Source organism: Rhizobium sp. NPDC090279 (genome assembly GCF_044769665.1).
Lineage (GTDB): Bacteria > Pseudomonadota > Alphaproteobacteria > Rhizobiales > Rhizobiaceae > Rhizobium.
The window spans coordinates 261440-282825 of record NZ_JBIVYI010000008.1; the positions used below are offsets into that span (position 1 = coordinate 261440).

Consider the following 21386-nt stretch of genomic DNA (forward strand, 5'->3'; position numbering starts at 1 on the left):
ATTACTATAAAATAGTGATGTTACGTAACACGTTGCTTTGGTACGTAACGAAGGGGGTGCGTGTATTGGCAATTACTTTGCGTGATGTTGCTCAAAAGGCTGGCGTATCGGCAATGACCGTCTCGCGTGTCCTCAATGGGCGCGACGGCGTCGACAACGAAACGCGCCGTCGGGTCGAGGATGCCGTCAAGGCGCTAGGTTACTTTCCAAGCAGGGTCGCCTATAGCCGGGCATCCCGCAAGACCAGCACGATCGGGCTGGTGTTGCGTGATATAGCCAATCCGTTCTATTCCATCCTTGCGCACGCTGCGGAGGCGGCGGCACGCCGGGCGGGCTATCGGGTTCTTCTGTGCAATACGGAGGGCGATCTGCGGATCGAGCGCGAATATCTGGAGGATTTTGTGCTCTACGGTGTCGAAGGGCTTCTTCTGGCACCCGCCAGCGATGAATCGCGCCACAGCGTATTGCCGTTGCTAAGGCGCGGTTTCCCGGTCGTCCTGGTCGACAATACCCTGCCCGGCGTCGACTGCGACGTGCTGGTAGCGGATAATGTCGCTGGCGCAAAACGCCTGGTGGAGCATCTCGGCACGCTCGGCCATCGTCACATCGCTCATATTGGCGATGCGGAGGATACATTCACGGGTCGTGAACGGTTCCAGGGATATCGCGACGGGTTGACGGCGCTCGGCATCGAATACCATGAGGGTCTCGTCTTTCGTACCGTTGTCGATCAGTTGGGTGGCTATCGTGCCGCACAGCAGATATTGACGCTCAATCCACGCCCGACCGCGATCTTCGCCGTCAACAACATGACCGCGGTCGGTGCAATGCAGGCGCTCAGAGAAAGACAGCTCTCCGTGCCGCAGGATATTGCGCTGGTGTGCTTCGACGATCTCGAGAGCCTGGCGGTGCTGTCCCCATTCCTGACGGTCATCGACCAGCCCGCCGCAATGCTGGGCAAGCTCGGCACGCAATTGCTCCTGGAGCGGATTAGCGGCAAAGCAGGGTCCCGCCATCAACGTATCACGCTTCAAACCGAGCTTATCGTTCGTCTGTCTTGCGGTGCCGGGTTAGGGGCTCCCAAAAAGCAGGAGTTCAATATCGGCTGAGTTTGCATATCAAGCGCGACATGCAAGCAAGCCCATCGCAACACATCTGATTTTAGCGTGCCAAAGCCGGTGCTCTCGGCCAGCGATCGAGCTGCCAACCTGCTTCATCCACGCCGCAGCCAAGCAAACTGCTTCCGTCATCGTCCATCTCTTCTGGTATCATCAGCAGCAGACTCAGCAAGTTGCTGAGTGATATGGACTCGGTGGTTGTGTTCAATGTCGGGTCGATTACAGCATAGCGGTAGTGTGATTGGGTATTGCCCTGTGAAAAGCTCTACATATCCTTTCGGATTTATTTTATATGAGGAATGTGATAGCTGGCATATAGTAATCCTGCGAGAGTGATAATGGTAGAAATCAAATTTAGTGAGCCATCTTTGGGAAACTGCGCCGACGACATTGCAATCGAGTGCCAGCGTCAATTGCAGCCTATTGTAGATGAAATTATTCGAGCCGCCGTTGCAGCTGGATGGAATCAAAAGGATGTTCTTCTAGCGATGGTGGACGTTGCTTGGGATCTATATGAAAAGCGCCGAGACGACCTTTAGCGGTCGCAATACGTCACATCGACCTTTCTCTCCACCATGAATTGAGATTTATCTGCTGCGCGACCATTTGTCGGAGCTTGCGGGACCTGTTCGACCGGGTCGGAACCTGATGTGCCCTGCCGGATTACACTTTCTTTACCACGTGTATATCCCCCCTTCCAAACTCAATGATTTATACTATTTAATCTTACGCTATTGGCTGGCTTGCGGCGGCATCGGGCCAGCAGTGTTGGGAAACCGAGATCTCAAACGAAGGTGAGATCCGGTCTGCGTGTTTGTGCTTGCAGAATTTCGTTCGGGCGGGGCGATGAAGAATGAGCTATGCGAATGAGGCCTGTGAACGGGCCGATCGATACGTGTTCGACATAATTCCTGAAAATGCGGGGCCTAGAAGGGCCACCACGCGCGGAAGCGTCATTCGCTCCGTCCGCAATCCCGGATCACAGACCTTCCTGGCCAAGGAACATGCTGTCGGGATCGTGTTAAGGCCCACACGTCGCTTGAGAGCCTCTCTCGGTAGCGACAGGGTCACGGAATATGATGCGCCCGTCGGCTGTATCGCGGTTAACCCCGCCGGGGTGGATAGCACCCTTGCCTGGTCGGAAACCAGGACGAATCTCGTTATTGCGATCCCCTCGGACGTTTTGTCCGAGTTGGCCATACAGGAGTTTGATTTTGCCAATGTAGAGCTTCGGCCACCTGCTTTCGGCACTGTCGATCCTACCGCCCTCGGCATCGCGCGGAGGATTTCTGTCGAGCTAACCGGGAAAGCAACTCCGAATGAACTCTATCTGGATTCATTGGTTGCGCTGTTCGGCGCACATCTCCTTCGCACCTATGCAGATCAGATGAAGCAGCTTCCGTCGCCCCGTGGAGGGCTCTCCGCCAGAAGCGCCCGACGTATAGAGGAATATCTGCGTGAACATTTTGCTGAAAAGGTTCACGTCGCCGAACTCGCGGCCGTCGCTGGCATTTCGCCGAATCACTTCATAGTGAGGTTTGCCAGGACATTCGGTATGCCGCCTCACCGCTACCTCATAAATCTGCGATTGGACTTTGCGGAGAAGCTGCTCGTCGAAGGCGAAATCCCGATTGCCGAAATTGCTTACCTGGCCGGGTTTTCGGATCAAAGCCATCTGGCGACGACGATGAAGAGATATCGGGGACGGACGCCGACGGAGTTCCGGTTCGAGCGATAGTTCGACGAGCCTTGCGGGACATCCATCAGATCCGGCCGCACCGCCAACAATATCTTCAACTATCCGTAGATCTCCAGCCGGAGAAAGGCACGCGCTTGCGCATCCATTTTTCGCGTGTGTGAGGCAGAGGGGCTTCCTGAAACTGGAAAATCCTTAGGGGGTGTGCGAAGCAGCCTGAGGTACGTGTGGCGAAGTAGCTACACCTGTATCCCGTTTCGCAAAAAACCGTAATTTCCTAAAAATAGTCCGTAATTTCCTAAAATACTGCAACCCCGAAATGAGGCCATGCTCGCCATGGTAACCATTCGGTGCGGTATGGACATTCAGTTCCCGGAATTCGAAATCTTTGCTCCGAAAGTCGAGGTAGCCTGGACTGCCTTGCAGCGTGAATATGCCGGCCGCATAAGCGGCGCGGAGCTCGATCATCTATTTGCCTGTCTCGTCCTTGGGCTGACATCTCCGGCATATGTCGAGCGGGAACCAGCTCTTCATTTCGATATCTGCCACACATTGGTGGCAATGAAACTCCCTGCCGATCGGGCCGACGCCGCATTGCATGCCGTTCCCGAGCCGACGCAGCCATGGGTCGTCAGTGCGCGGGAGATGATCGAGGGGCAAGGCGCCAGGATGGGGCGCATGCTTCAGGAAATGCATGGTTTCAACGACGACCCGGCCGCCGATGCGGATCGAAACGCGCCTGGTCGTTCAGACAACAACGAGGATAAAGCAGCATGAGCGAGTGCGTTGGGGAACATCTGCAGACTAAATCTCGTACCGGATTTGCTGAAAACTTTGTTTCAGCCGATCGCACCGATCGGTCGTTCCGGCGCCGCCTGATGGCTGTATTGCGGATGGCGTCTCGCGTGCTCGGCATGCGCCGCAAGGACATGGGCCTTGGGTCGTTGGGTGCCGGCGGGAGCTTGCGTTCGGCCGGCGCGATCGGCGGCCTCGCCGCGCTCGCCGCGCTCGGCCTTTCCGCTCCGGCGCACGCGCAATATCAGGCCGGCGGCGGAACCGCGTCAGGCGGCAACGCCGTCGCCATCGGTAACGCTACCCAAGCGAATGGTGCGAACAGCGTGGCGTTGGGCACCTCTAATAGCGCAACGGGCGATGCTTCGATCGCCATCGGCTATACGATGAGTGTCAATGGTCTCAACGCCATCGGCATGGGTGTCTTCGCGAACGCGACCGGCACCAATGCTCTTGCCGTGGGCGGGAACGCTCGGGCACTGGCGGACGGAGCGTCAGCCTTTGGTGTCAACACAACCGCAAGCGGGGCGAACGGCCTCGCTCTCGGCTCAACGGCCACCTCTTCAGGTGGCGCGTCGGTGGCGATTGGATTATCCTCCAACGCCTCATCTTCAAACGGTTCTGCCATCGCCATGGGGGCCAGCGCCAAGGCGAACGCTGGAACGGGCGGTGGTTCTCCCATTGCCATTGGCACGAATGCCAACGCAAGCGGCACCGCTCCTTCCGGTTTCACGTTCGAAGCGGTAGCGCTCGGTACGGCTTCAACCGCCACAGGGGCGTGGTCGACCAGCGTCGGTTCGAGTTCGTCCGCAACGGCGACGGGGGCCAGCGCCTTCGGTACGTCAGCCGCTGCAACGGCAAACCAGACCACCGCGATCGGTAATGGGGCCGGTGCTTCCGCTCTAAGGGCGTCGGCCATGGGCTATCTTGCCAAAGCCTCGAACACCGATTCCATTGCTGTCGGCACGTCAGCCGCTGCATCGGGCATAAACTCGGTCGCCGTCGGCTCCACTACTGTTGCGTCGGGAGCCTTCGGGGTTGCCTTGGGTAACCAGGCACAGACGCTCGCCGCCGGCGGTGGTGTTGCGATAGGCTCGGGCGCAATTGTCGCAAGCGCCGCGACCTCGGGTGTTGCTCTCGGCAACAATGCAAATTCCGGTGGTGTTCTATCGGTTGCTGTAGGCGCCGGCACCAATGCCAGCGGTGACAATTCCACCGCCACGGGACGCCAGGCTGTCGCCAGTGGCACAAACGCCTCCTCGTATGGATCTGGAACGAGCGCGACGGGAGATAATTCTCTCGCTGCCGGCGTCAGCGCCAATGCCGGTGGAGCCGGCAGCACCGCACTCGGCATCGGCACCGTAGCCAGCGCGGATCAATCGCTCGCCGCAGGCTATCAGGCCGCCGCCAGCGGCGCTGGCGCTACGGCCATTGGCCAGAGCGCCATCGCATCCGCAGCATCGACGGTCGCTGTGGGCTCGAACGCCAAGGCGGATTCAGCCGAAGCGGTTGCCGTGGGTAATAATGCAGTTGCGACAGGCGGCAAGGCAGTGTCGATCGGCTCCGGCAACACGGCATATGGCGACGGCGCGGTCGCCATCGGCGATCCGAGCTATGCCAGCGGCACGGGCGCCTTTACCGGCGGCGCCAACAACATCGCCAACAGCGACGGCACGGCGAGCGCCACCGCCGCCAACCAGGCGAGCGGCGCGGTCGCGATCGGCAACAACAACAAGGCGATCGGGCAGGGCTCGGTGGCGCTGGGCAACGGTTCCACTGCAGGCGCGTCCGGTTTCGTCGGCAATATCGCGTTGGGCAATGGCGCAACGGCGACGGCAAGCTCGGGCGACGTGGCACTCGGCTCCGGTTCGACGACGGCGGCAGCCGTCGGCACGCCCAGCGCGGTGATCGGCGGCACGACCTACACGTTCCAGGGCACCACGCCGACCTCGACGGTCAGCGTCGGCGCTGTTGGCGCCGAGCGCACCATCACCAATGTCGCGGCGGGCCGACTCAACAACGCTTCGACCGACGCCGTCAACGGTTCGCAGCTCTTCGCGACGAACCAGGCGGTCGATAGTGTCACCACCACGGTCAACAATATCAACGGCGGCGCTGGCATCAAGTATTTCCATGCCAACTCTACCTTGCCGGATTCGCAGGCGATTGGGACAGACTCGGTTGCCGTCGGCCCGAATGCGGTCGCCAACAATGCCGGTGACGTGGCCATCGGTCTGAATGCCGCGTCGGGTGCGACAACTGCCGTTGGCGGCGCGACGGTTGGCGGTACCGCCTATACCTTCGCCGGTGCCACCCCGGCCGGCGCTTTCTCCGTGGGGGCTCTGGGAGCGGAGCGTCAGATCCAGAACGTCGCAGCCGGTCAGCTCTCATCCAGCTCGACCGATGCGGTCAACGGTTCGCAGCTCTTTGCGACCAACCAGGCGGTCGATAGTGTCGCCACCACCGTCAACAACATCAACACCGGTGGCGGTATCAAGTACTTCCATGCCAACTCTACCTTGCCGGATTCGCAGGCGCTCGGGACAGACTCTGTTGCCGTCGGCCCGAATGCGGTCGCCAACAATGCCGGCGACGTGGCCATCGGCCTGAATTCGACCTCCGGTGCGACAACTGCCGTTGGCGGCGCGACGGTTGGCGGTACCGCCTATACCTTCGCCGGTGCCACCCCGGCCGGCGCTTTCTCCGTGGGAGCTCTGGGGGCGGAGCGTCAGATCCAGAATGTTGCAGCCGGTCAGCTCTCGTCCAGCTCGACGGATGCGGTCAACGGCTCGCAGCTCTTCGCCACCAACCAGGCGGTCGACAGTCTTGGCAGCCAGGTCACCACGATCGGCGGCCAGGTCACCAATCTCGGCAATACCATCAACAACATCGCCGGCGACACATCGACGGCCTATACCGATGCAAACGGTAAGGGCATCCGATATGTGCGGACCAACGACAGCACCCTCGCCGTCAGCGATTCCTCCGCTCAAGGCGTAGGCTCCACCGCGGTCGGATATAATGCGACCGCTGTCGCCGACAGTTCGCTCGCGCTTGGAAGGGAAAGCCAGGCCACTATCGATGGCGGCGTTGCGCTCGGTTCCGGATCGATTTCCGATCGTGCGCTGGCGCCCGCCACCGGTCAGATCGCGGCGGGGCCAACGAACTTCATCCAATACAATACGACGGACAAAACCCTGTTGGGCGCAGTCTCGGTCGGTTCGAGCACATCCTATCGACAGATCATCAACGTCGCTGATGGTACCAGCGCGCAGGATGCCGTCACGGTTCGCCAGCTCCAGGGTGCGATCGCGTCGGTCGCGACGACGCCAAGCAAATACTTCCATGCGAACTCTGCCGCCGGTGACTCCCTTGCTGTCGGCGCCGAATCGGTGGCGGTCGGTCCGACGACTGTCGTCAACGGCGACAATGGCATCGGTATCGGTAATGGCGCGGTCGTCGACCAGATTGCTCCGGGCGGCACGGCCATCGGCCAGAATGCCCACGTCATGCTGGCTGACGGCGTTGCACTCGGCACGAACTCGGTGGCTGCGGGTGTCCAGTCGGTCGCGCTCGGCGCCGGCGCGCAAGCCAACAACATCAACAGCGTTGCGCTGGGTGCGCAATCGGTAACCACCGTGGGCGCGCAGACGAACTATACCGGCTTCGCGCTTACGAGCCCGCAAACCTCTGTCGGCGAAGTATCGATCGGCTCTGCCGGATCGGAACGCAAGCTGACCAATCTGGCGGCAGGTTCGGCCAACACCGATGCGGTGAATGTCAGCCAGCTCAAGGGTCTCGGCACCAACATTACCAGCTTGATCGGCGGCAATACGACTGTGAACCCTGACGGCTCGATCACCGGCCCCACCTACAATATACAGGGCAACAACTACAGCACGGTCTACGATGCCTTCGGTGCGGTCGATAACACGTTGACCAACATCACCAATGGCGGCGGCATCAAGTATTTCCATGCCAATTCGACACTGGCGGATTCTATCGCCGGCGGCACGGACAGCGTTGCGATTGGTCCGCAGAGTGTCGCCAGCGGCACGAACAGCCTGGCGGCAGGCAACGGATCTACAGCGGTGGGGCAAGGCGCGGTCGCCCTTGGCCAGGGCGCGCAGGCCAACAATGCCAATGATGTGGCCCTGGGCTCGGGTTCCTCAACACAGGCTGCGGTCGGCACGTCCGGAACCACCATTCAGGGTCAGCACTACGACTTTGCCGGCACCGCGCCTGTCGGAACGGTGAGCGTGGGTTCTGCTGGGGCCGAAAGAACCATCACGAACGTTGCTGCCGGCCGCATTTCCTCCGACAGCACCGACGCCATCAACGGATCGCAGCTTTATGCGACCAATCAGGCGATCGATAGCCTGCAGACCGGTGTCGGAACGATCACCAAGAATGCCGTCACCTACGATCTCAATCCCGACGGCAGCAAGAAGAACAGCATTACCCTGCGGGGCGGCGACGTGAACGCGCCGGTGATCATCTCAAACGTTGGCAAGGGCGTCGCCCCGACAGATGCGGTGAACGTTGCCCAATTGGGCGACAGCGTCACCGAGGTCAAATCCTATACGGACACCGCTGCCGCGAATACGCTGACTGCGGCCAACAACTATACCGACCAGAAATTCGGCCAGCTGAACCAGGAACTTGGGGACGTCCGTTCCGAGGCAAGGCAGGCGGCCGCGATTGGCCTTGCAGCGGCATCGCTTCGTTATGACGACCGTCCGGGCAAGGCGAGCGTGGCTCTCGGTGGCGGCCTCTGGCGAGGTGAGGGCGCTGTTGCCTTCGGTGCCGGTTACACCAGCGAGAACGGCCGCGTCCGGGCGAATTTATCAGGTACGGCCGCCGGTGGACACGTGGGCGTTGGCGCTGGCCTCAGCTTCACCTTGAATTGAGCCGGCCATGTCCAAAGGAGCGCTTCTCGGCGTCCCAATTTTCATGGCCTGCATGTTCCTGTTCGGCCCGATCGCGGCCGGACAGGGTACTGCTCTTCCCAACTATCGCATAAAGCCTTCCGATGTCGTCGTTCCTCCGGAGCTGAAGCCTGGCGACTATCAGAGGACCATTCGCCCGTTCGAGAATTGGACACTGATCTGCGACGAAAATCTGAAGAAACGCCAGCGGGTTTGCAATGTTACCCAGATCATCGAGAACGAGGCCGGACAAGTCGCGTTCAGCTGGTCGCTAGCCGCCACCAACAAAGGCGAGCCCTATATGATCTTGCGGGCCGCACCAGTTGCCAAGAGCGACGGCCGTATCTCACTGCAATTCGAAGGGCGCAAGGAGCCGATACAGGTCCAGCTCAACGGATGCAACCAAACGGTTTGCGTCGGCATGTTGCCGGTCGGACCCTTAATGCGCGAGCAGATTTCCAAAAGCACGGCGCCAACGATCTCCTATCCAACCATGGATGGGCAGACAATCAGCGTGACCGCAAACCTCACGGGCCTTTCCACCGCCGTTAAGGCGATAAAGTGACGGACGGATTTTCAATGAGCCAGCAATCGATTCATGAGCGCATCATGTCGCGGAATACCAGCCCCCCCGTAGTTCAGAGCCCGGTCGGCGAGCAAGCCAAGCCGAGGCGACGCCGGTGGAAGGCGACCGCCCTATCGCTGCTTGCAATTGCGATCGTGGGGGCTGCCGGCTATGCCGCGGTCCGTTACGATGTGGTTGGGAACCCTCTGTCTCAGCCGGCGGTCGCCGCGTCAAACGATGCCAATCAAGCGCTGCCGGACACGCCCTTTTTACAACACACCAAACAGGCTGGCCTGCAATCCTGCTCGACCGTTTTCCCGGTTCTCGGAGGATTGTTGACGAACGGCACTCAATACAATGTCCAATCGATCTGGAACAATGAGGCTGCCGACAAGCATACGGTGCAGGCGCTTGTCGGCATGAACTATGCCACGCAAGGCTACAACGGCCCCGCCGCCGGCATCGTATTTGCGGCACCTGTCGCCTCCGGCTGCGAAGGTTCGATGGTTCGCGTGGCGCCGTTCACCGCCTCCTGCCCGGAAGTTTCGACCAAGTTTCCGAACGGAAGCAAGCTCGTCAACAATCTTGGACAGATCGGTGTCTACGAACTCGGCAACCAGGGAGGGGAGGCAATGCTTTTGCCGACCGGAAACGGCTGCGTCGTCATTTCCGTGGCCTCGGCAGCGGGAAAACAAGGGGGCTCAAAATGAGGTTGAGATCTGCCATTGCAGCGATCGGTATGCTGTTTGTCTCCATCGGCCATCCGGGGGCCGCCGATCTATTTACGGCGGAGCCTCCGCCAGCGCCTCCGCCCGAGGAGCACGGCATATGGGCGGCGATAGCCTATTCCGCGCCCGATGGGAAATACGGCTTCTTCTGGGGTGCCGACAAGCGCCAGGAAGCCAGCGATATCGCGCTCAAGCATTGCGAGCGGGACAAGGGCAGCAAGTGCGTCGTGGTCAGCGTATTCCGCAATCAGCGGCACTGGGACGATGACGACAAGACCGGTTTTCCATACAATCATTGCGGCGCCCTCGCCATCGGCAAAGAGGAACGCAATCCGGTCACTCCATGGAGCGCAAATTCAGCGCCGACGCGCCGCGAGGCCGAGGACCTCGCGTTGAAGGCATGTGAGCGCGCGGGCTCTCGCTGCGGCATCCGAGAGTGGGTCTGTACGTGACCTACCCAGGCCATGGCCGCCATGGGCACGCAAGTTCGCGCCGGCCGCGCAAGGTCGCATTTCAAGTCGAGAGATCTCATCCCTTGTCACATTCGACATTCGTTTCATCCCGGGCAGTCGGCCGCATATCTTATGCAATGCTCGCCTTTATCTATATCAGCTTCGCTTTGATGTTCGCTCCTGCAGCCTTTGCCCAATCGGCTTTGCCGAACGGTGCATCGAGCCTGCAGGAAACCTACCAGGACTGGCGCGTTGCATGCTCTCAACGCGACAAGGCATCGGCATGTACGATTTCGCAAGATCAAACCCAGCAGAATGGCCAGAGGCTGCTTGCCGTCGAGATGCAGATGCGTCCTGACGGCAGCGCACTCGCAACGCTGCTGCTGCCGTTCGGCATTGTTCTCGACTCTGGCGTCACGCCGAATATCGATGATCAGCCGTCGTTGAAGCCGATCCGTTTTCGCACCTGTCTGCCAAACGGCTGCGTCGCCTTGCTTCCGATCGACGCTGTAACGCTTGGCAAATTGCGAACCGGCTCGCGTTTGAACCTCAAGGTTATCGCTGACGGCGGCAATGCACTCGGCTTTCAGGTGTCACTGCAGGGCTTTTCCGCCGCTGCCGATCGCGTTGCCGCGTTGGGTGCCCGATAGAGGAAGCATCCCTGATGCTGCGCGGAGGCGCTGACCTGCCGGGTCATGCTGGTGTTCATGGTGAGCCACCGACGTGATGGGATGGGGCTCCAAATCAGATCTCCGCCTTTCGCGTTGCTGGCCGTCATAAGGCGAACACCGCCGGCCGTAGTCACCGGTTTCGCGCAGTCATTTGCCTCCGAAATGCAGCCGGACTTCTTGCGGTCCACTTCCGAAATGCGCGATGGAAGGCGCTGGGTTCGGAAAAGCCAAGGCGTGTGGCGATCTCTCCGACGCCGAACCCGGTCGTTTGCAGCATCTCGATCGCGAGATCGCGGCGGATTTCATCTCTGATGGCGGCATAATTCTGACCCTCGGCGTGGAGCCGATGCCGCAGCGTGGAGGAGGACATGCGCATTTGCGCAGCCAAATCATCGAACGACCTCCACGACGCGGGCGGCAATTGGCGCAGCCGCTTGCGTATGCTTGCCGCAAGGCCGGCGTCGTAGCGGTAGCGCACGAGGATATTGGCCGGCGCATTGCGCAGAAACTGCTTCAGAGCCTGCTCGCTGCGCGTCACCGGCAGTTTGAGGAGCGCGGCATCGAAGGCAAGTCTGCTCGCCGGTTGTAAGAAGCGCACGGGCGCTCCGAAGAATTGCCGATATTCCGCTCCATGATCCGGCTCGGCGCAGCGAAAATCGACCATCCGCAGCGGAATGCGCCGCCCGATGAGCCAGCATGCGATGCCGTGCAGCAAGATCCAGTATGTCCGGTAGGCGAAGGCGGAGCGCGCACCCATCAAATCGGTCAGCACAACATGCGCCAGCCCGTCGGCCACTTCGATATGGCCTTTCGGGTCTTCCAGCACGATGTTCAAAAAACGCAGCGCCCGCCGCAATGCCCGGTCGAGGGTTTTCGCGTGGAGGATACAATGGCAGAGCAGCGTGAAGCTGCCGCGACGCATGGGTCTGCCGCCCATGCCGAAGAATTCGTCGTCTATCTCCTCCGCGATCGCAAGCCATAACGCGCCGTAGCTTTCCACGGAGATCGGCGTGTCGATCCGGGTGGATAGGCCGAGCGCCGATAGCAGTCGTTCCGGCGACTTTCCTTGCCGCCGAACGCAGTCGATCGCCTCTTTCACGAAGAAAGGTGATATCATACGCCGTCCGGCTTCCGTCATCGTCACGCCCATCGTCACACCTTGTGGAATATGGTAAAACTGGCCGCCGATTTGAGACGTTTTTGTCATCGAATGTAATATCGTGTGGAGATAAGCTTGGGCGAGGCGCAAGGCAAATCGCGCTCTGCCGGGGGATGCGATACTGCGGGCGACTGCACGAAGCGTGGAGGCCCCAGTTGAAATCGACTGCGCTGGAGGAGAGCGATCATGTTGATCCACGGGAAGACCTTCGTCGTTACCGGTGGCGGTTCGGGCCTTGGGGCTGCGGTCGCACGGATGCTGGCAGGCGAGGGCGCGAACGTCGTAATTGCCGACATCAACACGGATGCCGGAGCCGGCATTGTCGGTGAACTGGGAGCCTGTACGGCCTTTATCAAGACGGATGTCACGGATGAAAAGGACGCTCAGGCGGCGATCGATAAGGCGCTGGAGCGCTTTGGCCAATTGCATGGGCTGGTGAACTGCGCCGGCGTCGCGCCCGGCGAAAAGATCATCGGCCGCAATGGGCCGCATCGGCTCGACAGCTTTGCCCGCACCGTCGGCATCAATCTCATCGGCACCTTCAACATGATCCGGCTCGCTGCCGTGGCAATCGTCAAGAACGAGCCGGATACGGAGAGCGAGCGCGGCGTCATCATCAACACGGCCTCGATCGCCGCTTTCGATGGCCAGGTTGGCCAGGCGGCCTATGCGGCTTCCAAGGGTGGCGTCGTGGCGATGACGCTGCCGATTGCCCGGGAATTGGCCCGCCGCGGCGTTCGGGTCGTCACTATCGCGCCAGGCATCTTCGAGACGCCGATGATGGCCGGCATGCCGCAGGAGGTGCAGGATTCATTGAGCAAGAGCGTGCCTTTTCCGCAGCGCTTCGGCAGGCCGGTGGAATTTGCCGCATTGGTACGCCACATCTGTGAAAACACCATGTTGAATGGCGAGGTCATCCGCCTCGATGGTGCGTTGCGCATGGCGCCGCACTGAGGCAGGCTGGTTACGGGAGGTTTCGATATGACACGAGAAGATCCGATCGTCATCGTTGGTTCGGCCCGTACTCCAATGGGCGGTTTCCAGGGAGATCTGAAAGACTGCATCGCGCCGGAACTTGGTGCTGCCGCCATCCGTGCGGCACTTGAGCGCGGCGGTATCAGTCCGGATGTCGTGGAGGAAACAGTCTTCGGTTGTGTTCTGTCAGCCGGGCAGGGTCAGGCGCCGGCGAGACAGGCCGCAATCGGGGCTGGGCTGCCGTTTGCCACAGGAGCGACCACCGTCAATAAGATGTGCGGTTCCGGAATGAAGGCTGTCATGCTGGCGCATGACCTGATCGCGGCCGGCAGTGCTTCGGTCGTGGTTGCGGGAGGTATGGAGAGCATGACGAATGCGCCCTATCTGCTCGACCGGGCGCGCGGCGGCTACCGCCTCGGGCATGGTCGTGTCATCGACCATATGTTCCTGGATGGGTTGGAAGATGCCTATGACAAGGGACGCCTTATGGGCACCTTCGCCGAGGATTGCGCCGAAGCCTACCAGTTCACCCGCGCAGCACAGGACGACTATGCCGTCACGTCGCTGACCCGGGCTCGCAAGGCGATCGAAGATGGCGCATTCGATGCCGAGATCATCCCCGTCACTGCCAAATCCGGGCGATCCGAACTCGTCGTCAGCCGCGACGAGCAGCCGGGCAAGGCAAAGCCGGAGAAGATTCCGACACTGAAGCCGGCCTTTCGCGAAAACGGCACAGTGACGGCGGCGAACGCCTCTTCCATATCGGATGGTGCGGCCGCATTGGTGCTGATGCGGCGCTCCCAGGCCGAGCGCGAGGGCATCTCACCGCTTGCCACCATCGTCGGCCATGCCACGCATTCGCAGGCGCCCAATCTGTTTGCGACCGCGCCGATCGGCGCGCTGCGCAAGCTTGGCGAACGCACCGGCTGGAACCTTCGGGATGTCGACCTGTTCGAGGTTAACGAGGCCTTTGCCGTCGTTGCCATGGCGGCGATGCGCGATCTGGATTTGCCGCACGACAAGGTCAATATTCACGGCGGCGCCTGTGCGCTCGGCCATCCGATCGGTGCATCCGGCGCTCGCGTGCTTGTGACGTTGCTTGCAGCACTCAAGCGCCATGGGATGAAGCGTGGCATGGCGACGCTTTGCATTGGCGGCGGCGAGGCGACCGCGATGGCCGTCGAGCTGAACTGAACGGTTTCAAGGAGGAGACCGGATATGATCCTGAGCGAAGACCAGATCCAGATCCGCGACATGGCGCGCGATTTCGCCCGCGAGCGGCTGGCGCCGGGTGCTGCCGAGCGCGATGTGAACAGCCGCTTTCCTCGCGAGGAGCTGAAGGAAATGGGCGAACTCGGTTTTCTCGGCATGCTCGTGCCCGAAGCCTATGGTGGCTCGGAAACCGGCGTGATCGCCTATGCCGTGGCGCTTGAGGAGATTGCCGCCGGCGACGGCCCTTGCTCGACCATCATGAGCGTTCACAGCTCCGTCGGCTGTGTACCGATCCTGAAATACGGCACCGAGGAGCAGAAGCAGCGCTTCCTGCCGAAACTGGCAAGTGGTGAATGGATCGGCGGCTTTGCCCTGACCGAGCCGCAGGCCGGCTCAGACGCCTCGAACCTGAAGACGCGCGCCCGCCGCGATGGCGACCACTATGTCATCGATGGCGCCAAGCAGTTCATTACTTCAGGCAAGAACGGCAATATCATCATCGCCTTTGCCGTCACCGACCCCGATGCCGGCAAGAAGGGTATTTCCGCCTTCATCGTGCCGACCGACACGCCCGGCTACGAGGTTGTGCGTGTCGAGCACAAGCTCGGACTGCACTCGTCCGACACATGCCAGCTCGCCTTTACCGGCATGCGCATTCCTGTCGATCAGCGGCTCGGCGAGGAAGGCGACGGCTACAGGATTGCCCTGTCGAACCTTGAGGGCGGGCGCATCGGTATCGCATCGCAGTCCGTCGGCATGGCGCGGGCGGCTTTCGAGGCGGCGCGCGATTACGCCCGCGAGCGCAAGGCCTTCGGCTCGCCGATCATCGACCATCAGGCAGTTGCTTTCCGGCTTGCCGACATGGCGACGCAGATCGAAGTGGCGCGCCAGATGGTGTTGCATGCGGCTCAGCTGAAGGAGCAAGGGCAACCCTGCCTCACCGAAGCGTCGATGGCCAAGCTGTTCGCCTCGGAGATGGCCGAAAAGGTCTGCTCCGATGCGATCCAGATCCATGGCGGCTACGGATATATGGCGGATTATCCGGTCGAGCGCATCTACCGCGACGTCCGCATCTGCCAGATCTATGAGGGAACGAGCGACGTCCAGCGCATCGTTATCGCGCGCAACTTATAGTATGTTTTCGTAGGATGTTTGCGGCTGCGCCTGCCGTGGGGAGCAACGGGCAGGGCAGTCGACAAGGGAGGTATCACAGGACATGAACGAGGTTCCAAATCTGAGCCTGCACGTGCCCGAGCCGGCGGTCCGGCCCGGTGGCCAGCCGGATTTCTCCAACGTCAAGATCGCCAAGGCCGGCGCCGTGCCGAGGCCGGCGGTCGACGTGGCGCCGGAGGAGATCCGCGATCTCGCCTATTCCATCATCCGCGTGCTCAACCGGGATGGCGAGGCGATCGGCCCCTGGGCCGGCCTGCTCTCCGATGAGGAACTGCTGACAGGCCTGCGCAACATGATGAAGCTCAGGGCCTTCGATGCCCGCATGTTGATGGCGCAGCGGCAGGGAAAGACCTCTTTTTACATGCAGCACCTCGGCGAAGAGGCAGTCAGTTCCGCCTTCCGCAAGGCGCTGAACAAGGGGGATATGAACTTCCCGACCTACCGTCAGGCTGGGCTTCTGATTGCCGACGATTACCCCATGGTCGAGATGATGAACCAGATCTACTCGAACGAAGCCGATCCCTTGCGTGGCCGGCAGCTGCCGATCATGTATTCGTCGAAGGAGCACGGCTTCTTCACCATCTCAGGCAATCTCGCCACCCAATATGTGCAGGCCGTCGGCTGGGCCATGGCGTCGGCGATCAAGAACGACAGCAAGATCGCGGCCGCCTGGATCGGCGACGGCTCGACCGCCGAATCCGACTTCCATTCTGCACTTGTCTTTGCCTCCACCTACAAGGCGCCCGTCATCCTCAACATCGTCAACAATCAATGGGCCATCTCGACCTTTCAGGGCATTGCTCGCGGTGGCTCCGGCACCTTTGCCGCGCGTGGCCTCGGCTTCGGCATTCCTGCGCTGCGTGTTGATGGCAACGACTACCTGGCTGTTTATGCCGTCGCCAAATGGGCGGCCGAGCGTGCCCGTCGTAATCTCGGCCCGACGCTGATCGAATATGTCACCTACCGCGTCGGCGCCCACTCCACCTCGGATGATCCGAGCGCCTACCGTCCGAAAACCGAATCGGAGGCCTGGCCACTCGGCGATCCGGTGCTGCGGCTGAAGAAGCATCTGATCGTGCGCGGCGCCTGGTCGGAGGAGCGCCACGCCCAGGCGGAGGCGGAGATTCTCGACGAGGTCATCGAGGCGCAGAAGCAAGCCGAAAGCCACGGCACGCTGCATGCCGGCGGCAAGCCGTCCGTGCGCGACATTTTCGAGGGCGTCTATGCGGAAATGCCCCCGCATATCCGCCGCCAGCGGCAGAAGGCAGGATACTGACATGGCAAGAATGACGATGATCGAGGCCGTGCGCAGTGCCATGGATGTCTCGATGGGGCGCGATGACGATGTCGTCGTCTTCGGTGAAGACGTCGGCTATTTCGGCGGTGTTTTCCGCGCCACGCAGGGGCTCCAGGCCAAATATGGCAAGACCCGTTGCTTCGACGCGCCGATCAACGAATCCGGCATTCTCGGCACGGCGATCGGCATGGCCGCCTACGGCTTGAAGCCCTGCGTCGAGATCCAGTTCGCCGACTACATGTACCCGGCCTATGACCAGATCACCCAGGAAGCGGCGCGCATCCGCTACCGTTCCAACGGCGACTTCACCTGCCCGATCGTCGTGCGCATGCCCACAGGCGGCGGCATCTTTGGCGGACAGACGCATAGCCAGAGTCCAGAGGCTTTGTTCACCCATGTCTGCGGATTGAAGGTGATTGTGCCGTCCAACCCTTACGATGCTAAGGGCCTCTTGATCGCGGCGATCGAGGACCCGGACCCGGTCATGTTCCTCGAACCCAAGCGGCTTTATAACGGCCCCTTCGACGGGCATCACGAACAGCCTGTTACTCCCTGGTCCAAGCATGAACTTGGCGAGGTTCCGGAGGGGCACTACACGATCCCGATCGGCAAGGCGGAAATCCGCCGGTCCGGCAGCGCGGTCACGGTCGTCGCCTACGGCACGATGGTGCATGTGGCGCTTGCCGCGGCGGAGGAGACGGGGATCGATGCCGAGGTGATCGATCTGCGCAGCCTGCTGCCGCTCGACCTCGACACCATCGTCCAGTCAGTAAAGAAAACCGGCCGCTGCGTCGTCGTGCACGAGGCGACGCTCACCTCGGGCTTCGGCGGCGAAATCGCTTCGCTGGTTCAGGAGCACTGCTTTTACAGTCTTGAGGCGCCGATCGTGCGCGTAACGGGCTGGGATACGCCTTATCCGCATGCGCAGGAATGGGACTATTTCCCCGGTCCCGCCCGCGTCGGCCGGGCACTCAAGGAAGTGATGGAGGGCTGAGGATGGGTGAATTCGTCATCAAGATGCCCGATGTGGGTGAAGGCGTGGCCGAGGCCGAACTTGTGGAATGGCACGTCAAGCCGGGCGATCCGGTGCGCGAGGACATGGTGCTTGCCGCCGTCATGACCGACAAGGCGACGGTGGAGATTCCCTCTCCGGTCGAGGGTGTCGTGCTCTGGCTCGGCGCCGAGGTCGGTGACACGGTCGCGGTCAAGGCGCCGCTCCTGCGTATCCAGGTCGCCGGGGAGGGTGGGAGTGAAGCCGACGTGGCTTCCTCCGCCACGACTGAGCCGCCTGCGAAGGTCGAGCCCGCCGAAGACAGGCCTGTAGAGACTGAGCCGGCCGTGCCGCCTCCGGCCAGACCCACCGCCGACACCAAGATCATTCAGCCGGAAAAAATCGCGGAGCGTCCCGCCACTCGCGAGCCGGCAGAGCGGCCGCTGGCTTCTCCTGCGGTGCGCTTGCGCGCTCAGGAGGCTGGCGTCGACCTGCGTCAGGTGATCGGCACTAGTCCGGCCGGGCGCATCAGCCATGAAGACCTCGATCAGTTTATTGCGCGCGGCGCACAGCCGGTCGCCGCTGCTCCGACGGGCCCCGCGCGGAAGACCGATGTCGAGGAGATCAAGATAACCGGCTTGCGCCGCCGCATCGCCGAGAAGATGCGTCTTGCAAGCTCGCGCATTCCCCACATCACCTATGTCGAGGAGGTTGATGTCACCGACCTCGAGGACCTGCGCGCGACGATGAATGCCGGTCGCAAGCCCGATCAGCCGAAGCTGACTATCCTGCCTTTCCTCATGCGGGCGCTGGTCAAGACGATTTCCGAGCAACCGGGCGTCAACGCCACGTTCGACGACGATGCCGGTGTCGTCACCCGCTACGGCGCCGTCCATATTGGCATCGCCACGCAGACGCCGTCCGGCCTGACGGTGCCTGTCGTCCGGCACGCCGAGGCCCGGTCGATCTGGGATACAGCCGCCGAGCTCACGCGTCTTGCCGAGGCCGCCCGCAACGGCACAGCCGCGCGCGAGGAGTTGTCCGGCTCCACGATCACCATCACCTCGCTCGGCGCGCTTGGCGGCATCGTCACGACGCCGATCATCAACCATCCGGAAGTGGCGATCATCGGCGTCAACAAGATCATGACCCGGCCGGTCTGGGACGGCACCCAGTTCGTCCCGCGCAAGATCATGAACCTGTCGTCGAGCTTCGATCATCGGATCGTCGACGGCTGGGACGCGGCCATCTTCGTGCAGCGGATCAAGGCGTTGCTCGAAACCCCCGCACTGATCTTCATCGAAGGCTGATGACATGAAAGAAATCGTCTGCAAGCTCCTCGTCATCGGCGCCGGCCCCGGTGGCTATATTTGTGCCATCCGCGCCGGCCAGCTCGGCGTCGACACGGTCATCGTCGAATCGACGAAGGCTGGCGGCACCTGCCTGAACGTCGGCTGTATCCCGTCCAAGGCGCTCATCCATGCGGCCGAGGAATTCGACAAGGTCCGTCATATGGTGAGCCCTAACGCACTCGGCATCACCGTCGAGGCGCCGAAGCTCGATCTTGCCCAGACCATCCGCTGGAAGGACGGCATCGTCGGCCGGTTGAACAGCGGCGTGCTCGGCCTTCTGCGCAAGGCCAAGGTCAAGATCGTGCATGGGCAGGCGAAGTTCCGCGACGGCAAGACTGTCGAGGTCGACACCGAGACCGGAACCCAGATCATCCGCGCCGATACGGTTGTCATCGCGACGGGCTCAGAACCGGTCGAATTGCCGTCTCTGCCCTTTGGCGGAGCGATCCTCTCGTCCACCGAAGTGCTGTCGTTGACGAGCGTTCCGGGCAGGCTTGCCGTTGTTGGCGGCGGTTATATCGGCCTGGAACTCGGAACCGCCTTTGCCAAATTGGGCGCGCAGGTCACGGTCGTCGAGGCGACGGCGCAGATCCTGCCGCAATATGATGCCGAACTGGTCAAGCCGGTCGCCAAACGCCTGAATGAGCTTGGCGTACGCGTGCTGACCGGCGTAAAGGCGAAGGGTTATTCCGGAGAAGCGCTTGTGATCGAGACGGCCGCCGGCGAGGAGGACCGGATTGCCGCAGACAAGGTACTTGTCACCGTCGGGCGCAAGCCGCGCACCGACGGATCGGGTCTCGAAGAGCTCGATCTTGATCGCGCCGGCCGTTTCATCCGGATCGACGAGCGCTGCCGCACCTCGATGCGCGGCGTCTATGCGATCGGCGACGTCACCGGCGAGCCGATGCTCGCCCATCGCGCCATGGCGCAGGGCGAGATGGTCGCTGAGATCGTTGCCGGCCGCAAGCGTGCCTGGGACAAGCGTGCCATCCCAGCCGTCTGCTTCACCGATCCCGAGATCGTCACCGCCGGGCTTTCGCCAGACGAGGCTCGCGCCCAAGGCTATGAAATCCGCGTCGGCCTCTTCCCGTTCAGCGCCAACGGCCGTGCGATGACGACCGAGTCGGAAGACGGTTTCGTCCGTGCCGTGGCGCGCGCGGACACCAACCTGGTGCTTGGTCTGCAGGCTGTCGGTGCCGGCGTCTCGGAGCTTTCAAGCGCATTCTCATTGGCGCTTGAAATGGGCGCGCGGCTGGAAGACATCGCCGGCACCATCCATGCCCATCCGACCCGCAGCGAAGCCCTGCAGGAAGCCGCGTTGAAAGCACTTGGCCACGCCCTGCACATCTGAGGCCGTGTCCGGTGCTGTTCTCACTTTTGGTTTCGGTCACCTTGGTTGCCGTCGCCCATAGCGGCCGTCAAGGTGAGTGCCTGTCGGATTGGCCGCGCAGACCCTGTTGCCGATCGTCACTTTTCTGGAAATCGTGGCGACCAGAGAATGGTTTCGGCCGTCTTTTCATAGGCCATGCCTCCGGGATAGCTGATGACCTCCAGCTGCAAGCCCCAGGGCGATTGGAAATAGAGAATGCTCTGCCCGGCATTCGGCCCCTCGGTAATCGGGAGCGGGCCGAGGCGGGTCGCAATACCTTGGGCATCAAGGTAGGCCTTGGCTGCCTGAATGTCTTCGACATAGAGCCCGACATGGAAGGCGCCGATATCGCTGTTCTTCTGTTCAAGGCGGCGCTGGTCCGGCGCCTCATATTCGAAAAGTTCCAGATTGGAGCCGTGGCCGATGCGGATGAGTGCGGCACGCCTGATGCGGGCGCGGGGATGCGTGCCCAGCGCTTGCTGCATGAAATCGCCCTCGTCATCGCCGATCGGGCCGAAGGTATGGGCGTGCCTGCAGCCGACTATTCGAACGAAGAAGTCCAGGGCTTCGTCGAGATCGGGAACGGTAATGCCCGTATGCTCCTGTCCCAGCAGGCCCGGCAAGCCCAAATTTGTGGTATTTGTCATGCAAGTCTCCCATTCGATAATTCACGGTGAAGCCAGTGCTTGCGTGGCTCTTCGAGGGCGGTTGTGCCTTCACTGCTATCTTCTACCGAAAGCTTGCCTTCGCAAGCCGCGCGATCGATGTTGGTTCCGTCCGACTTACCCGCACATCCGGATCTGGCCGAACAGCGCCGCACTTCAAAGCCTCGGGACACTCTGTCGCAGGGAGCTAAGCATTGCTGATTGCCGCAATGGTCGGCATACGGTTAGAGCGGGTATTTGCTT

Annotated in this window: 18 protein-coding genes; 16 read left to right on the forward strand and 2 right to left on the reverse strand. The window is 61.5% G+C overall.

Annotation, left to right across the window (positions count from 1 at the left end):
* The first annotated feature begins 17 nt into the window (after positions 1-17).
* The 9 genes from ACIQWP_RS21180 to ACIQWP_RS21220 all read left to right on the forward strand — a co-directional run bounded on the left by ACIQWP_RS21180 (position 18) and on the right by ACIQWP_RS21220 (position 10929).
* A complete protein-coding gene (locus tag ACIQWP_RS21180; protein ID WP_402791646.1) occupies positions 18-1109 on the forward strand; it encodes a LacI family DNA-binding transcriptional regulator in 1092 nt (363 codons plus the stop codon).
* A gap of 347 nt (positions 1110-1456) precedes the next feature.
* Positions 1457-1657, forward strand: coding sequence for a hypothetical protein (locus ACIQWP_RS21185; protein ID WP_402791649.1), 201 nt, complete (start codon positions 1457-1459; stop codon positions 1655-1657).
* A 314-nt stretch (positions 1658-1971) separates the two neighbouring features.
* Positions 1972-2856, forward strand: a complete 885-nt coding sequence (locus ACIQWP_RS21190; protein WP_402791651.1) for a helix-turn-helix domain-containing protein — start codon at positions 1972-1974, stop codon at positions 2854-2856.
* Between the two features lie 294 nt (positions 2857-3150).
* The gene (locus tag ACIQWP_RS21195) at positions 3151-3591 is read left to right on the forward strand and encodes a hypothetical protein (RefSeq protein ID WP_402791654.1); all 441 of its coding nucleotides are present in this window, start codon (positions 3151-3153) and stop codon (positions 3589-3591) included.
* Entirely contained in the window at positions 3588-8516 is a 4929-nt protein-coding gene (locus tag ACIQWP_RS21200; RefSeq protein WP_402791657.1) for a YadA-like family protein, read from the forward strand. Before ACIQWP_RS21195 ends, ACIQWP_RS21200 begins: the two co-directional genes overlap by 4 nt.
* Before the next feature lie 7 nt (positions 8517-8523).
* Positions 8524-9099 (forward strand): invasion associated locus B family protein, encoded by a 576-nt coding sequence (locus ACIQWP_RS21205; protein ID WP_402791659.1) that lies wholly within the window; start codon positions 8524-8526, stop codon positions 9097-9099.
* Positions 9100-9113: 14 nt separating this feature from the next.
* Positions 9114-9809 carry a hypothetical protein gene (locus ACIQWP_RS21210; RefSeq protein ID WP_402791661.1) on the forward strand — a complete coding sequence of 232 codons (696 nt, stop codon included), beginning with the start codon at positions 9114-9116 and terminating at the stop codon, positions 9807-9809.
* Positions 9806-10279 carry a DUF4189 domain-containing protein gene (locus ACIQWP_RS21215; protein ID WP_402791664.1) on the forward strand — a complete coding sequence of 158 codons (474 nt, stop codon included), beginning with the start codon at positions 9806-9808 and terminating at the stop codon, positions 10277-10279. Before ACIQWP_RS21210 ends, ACIQWP_RS21215 begins: the two co-directional genes overlap by 4 nt.
* A gap of 137 nt (positions 10280-10416) precedes the next feature.
* The gene (locus ACIQWP_RS21220; protein WP_402791667.1) at positions 10417-10929 is read left to right on the forward strand and encodes an invasion associated locus B family protein; all 513 of its coding nucleotides are present in this window, start codon (positions 10417-10419) and stop codon (positions 10927-10929) included.
* Between the two features lie 151 nt (positions 10930-11080).
* Here the strand turns inward: ACIQWP_RS21220 and ACIQWP_RS21225 are convergent, their stop codons facing one another.
* On the reverse strand, positions 11081-12157 hold the full coding sequence (locus ACIQWP_RS21225) for an AraC family transcriptional regulator (protein WP_402791670.1): 1077 nt from the start codon (positions 12155-12157) through the stop codon (positions 11081-11083).
* A 138-nt stretch (positions 12158-12295) separates the two neighbouring features.
* Between ACIQWP_RS21225 and ACIQWP_RS21230 the strand changes: the two genes are divergently transcribed.
* The 7 genes from ACIQWP_RS21230 to lpdA all read left to right on the forward strand — a co-directional run bounded on the left by ACIQWP_RS21230 (position 12296) and on the right by lpdA (position 20460).
* Positions 12296-13063 (forward strand): 3-hydroxyacyl-CoA dehydrogenase, encoded by a 768-nt coding sequence (locus tag ACIQWP_RS21230; RefSeq protein WP_402791673.1) that lies wholly within the window; start codon positions 12296-12298, stop codon positions 13061-13063.
* Positions 13064-13090: 27 nt separating this feature from the next.
* Entirely contained in the window at positions 13091-14278 is a 1188-nt protein-coding gene (locus tag ACIQWP_RS21235) for an acetyl-CoA C-acyltransferase (protein ID WP_402791676.1), read from the forward strand.
* Positions 14279-14302: 24 nt separating this feature from the next.
* Positions 14303-15430 (forward strand): acyl-CoA dehydrogenase family protein, encoded by a 1128-nt coding sequence (locus ACIQWP_RS21240; RefSeq protein WP_402791679.1) that lies wholly within the window; start codon positions 14303-14305, stop codon positions 15428-15430.
* A gap of 82 nt (positions 15431-15512) precedes the next feature.
* Complete coding sequence (locus ACIQWP_RS21245; RefSeq protein WP_402791682.1) at positions 15513-16745, forward strand: 3-methyl-2-oxobutanoate dehydrogenase (2-methylpropanoyl-transferring) subunit alpha; 1233 nt, start codon at positions 15513-15515, stop codon at positions 16743-16745.
* Between the two features lies 1 nt (position 16746).
* Positions 16747-17760, forward strand: coding sequence for an alpha-ketoacid dehydrogenase subunit beta (locus tag ACIQWP_RS21250; protein ID WP_402791684.1), 1014 nt, complete (start codon positions 16747-16749; stop codon positions 17758-17760).
* 2 nt (positions 17761-17762) lie between these two features.
* Positions 17763-19067 carry a dihydrolipoamide acetyltransferase family protein gene (locus ACIQWP_RS21255; RefSeq protein WP_402791687.1) on the forward strand — a complete coding sequence of 435 codons (1305 nt, stop codon included), beginning with the start codon at positions 17763-17765 and terminating at the stop codon, positions 19065-19067.
* Between the two features lie 4 nt (positions 19068-19071).
* The gene (gene lpdA, locus ACIQWP_RS21260) at positions 19072-20460 is read left to right on the forward strand and encodes a dihydrolipoyl dehydrogenase (protein ID WP_402791690.1); all 1389 of its coding nucleotides are present in this window, start codon (positions 19072-19074) and stop codon (positions 20458-20460) included.
* Positions 20461-20576: 116 nt separating this feature from the next.
* Here the strand turns inward: lpdA and ACIQWP_RS21265 are convergent, their stop codons facing one another.
* Positions 20577-21125, reverse strand: a complete 549-nt coding sequence (locus tag ACIQWP_RS21265) for a VOC family protein (RefSeq protein WP_402791693.1) — start codon at positions 21123-21125, stop codon at positions 20577-20579.
* Positions 21126-21386: the final 261 nt, after the last annotated feature.

Excerpts from the sequence above, each read along its gene's own strand:
- ACIQWP_RS21215 (WP_402791664.1), top strand. The coding sequence starts at position 9,806 with ATGAGGTTGAGATCTGCCATTGCAGCGATCGGTATGCTGTTTGTCTCC.
- ACIQWP_RS21205 (WP_402791659.1), top strand. The coding sequence starts at position 8,524 with ATGTCCAAAGGAGCGCTTCTCGGCGTCCCAATTTTCATGGCCTGCATG.
- ACIQWP_RS21190 (WP_402791651.1), top strand. The coding sequence starts at position 1,972 with ATGAGCTATGCGAATGAGGCCTGTGAACGGGCCGATCGATACGTGTTC.
- ACIQWP_RS21185 (WP_402791649.1), top strand. The coding sequence starts at position 1,457 with ATGGTAGAAATCAAATTTAGTGAGCCATCTTTGGGAAACTGCGCCGAC.
- ACIQWP_RS21195 (WP_402791654.1), top strand. The coding sequence starts at position 3,151 with ATGGTAACCATTCGGTGCGGTATGGACATTCAGTTCCCGGAATTCGAA.
- ACIQWP_RS21240 (WP_402791679.1), top strand. The coding sequence starts at position 14,303 with ATGATCCTGAGCGAAGACCAGATCCAGATCCGCGACATGGCGCGCGAT.
- ACIQWP_RS21210 (WP_402791661.1), top strand. The coding sequence starts at position 9,114 with ATGAGCCAGCAATCGATTCATGAGCGCATCATGTCGCGGAATACCAGC.
- ACIQWP_RS21180 (WP_402791646.1), top strand. The coding sequence starts at position 18 with ATGTTACGTAACACGTTGCTTTGGTACGTAACGAAGGGGGTGCGTGTA.
- ACIQWP_RS21200 (WP_402791657.1), top strand. The coding sequence starts at position 3,588 with ATGAGCGAGTGCGTTGGGGAACATCTGCAGACTAAATCTCGTACCGGA.
- ACIQWP_RS21255 (WP_402791687.1), top strand. The coding sequence starts at position 17,763 with ATGGGTGAATTCGTCATCAAGATGCCCGATGTGGGTGAAGGCGTGGCC.
- lpdA (WP_402791690.1), top strand. The coding sequence starts at position 19,072 with ATGAAAGAAATCGTCTGCAAGCTCCTCGTCATCGGCGCCGGCCCCGGT.
- ACIQWP_RS21250 (WP_402791684.1), top strand. The coding sequence starts at position 16,747 with ATGGCAAGAATGACGATGATCGAGGCCGTGCGCAGTGCCATGGATGTC.
- ACIQWP_RS21235 (WP_402791676.1), top strand. The coding sequence starts at position 13,091 with ATGACACGAGAAGATCCGATCGTCATCGTTGGTTCGGCCCGTACTCCA.
- ACIQWP_RS21265 (WP_402791693.1), bottom strand. The coding sequence starts at position 21,125 with ATGACAAATACCACAAATTTGGGCTTGCCGGGCCTGCTGGGACAGGAG.
- ACIQWP_RS21220 (WP_402791667.1), top strand. The coding sequence starts at position 10,417 with ATGCTCGCCTTTATCTATATCAGCTTCGCTTTGATGTTCGCTCCTGCA.
- ACIQWP_RS21245 (WP_402791682.1), top strand. The coding sequence starts at position 15,513 with ATGAACGAGGTTCCAAATCTGAGCCTGCACGTGCCCGAGCCGGCGGTC.
- ACIQWP_RS21225 (WP_402791670.1), bottom strand. The coding sequence starts at position 12,157 with ATGACAAAAACGTCTCAAATCGGCGGCCAGTTTTACCATATTCCACAA.
- ACIQWP_RS21230 (WP_402791673.1), top strand. The coding sequence starts at position 12,296 with ATGTTGATCCACGGGAAGACCTTCGTCGTTACCGGTGGCGGTTCGGGC.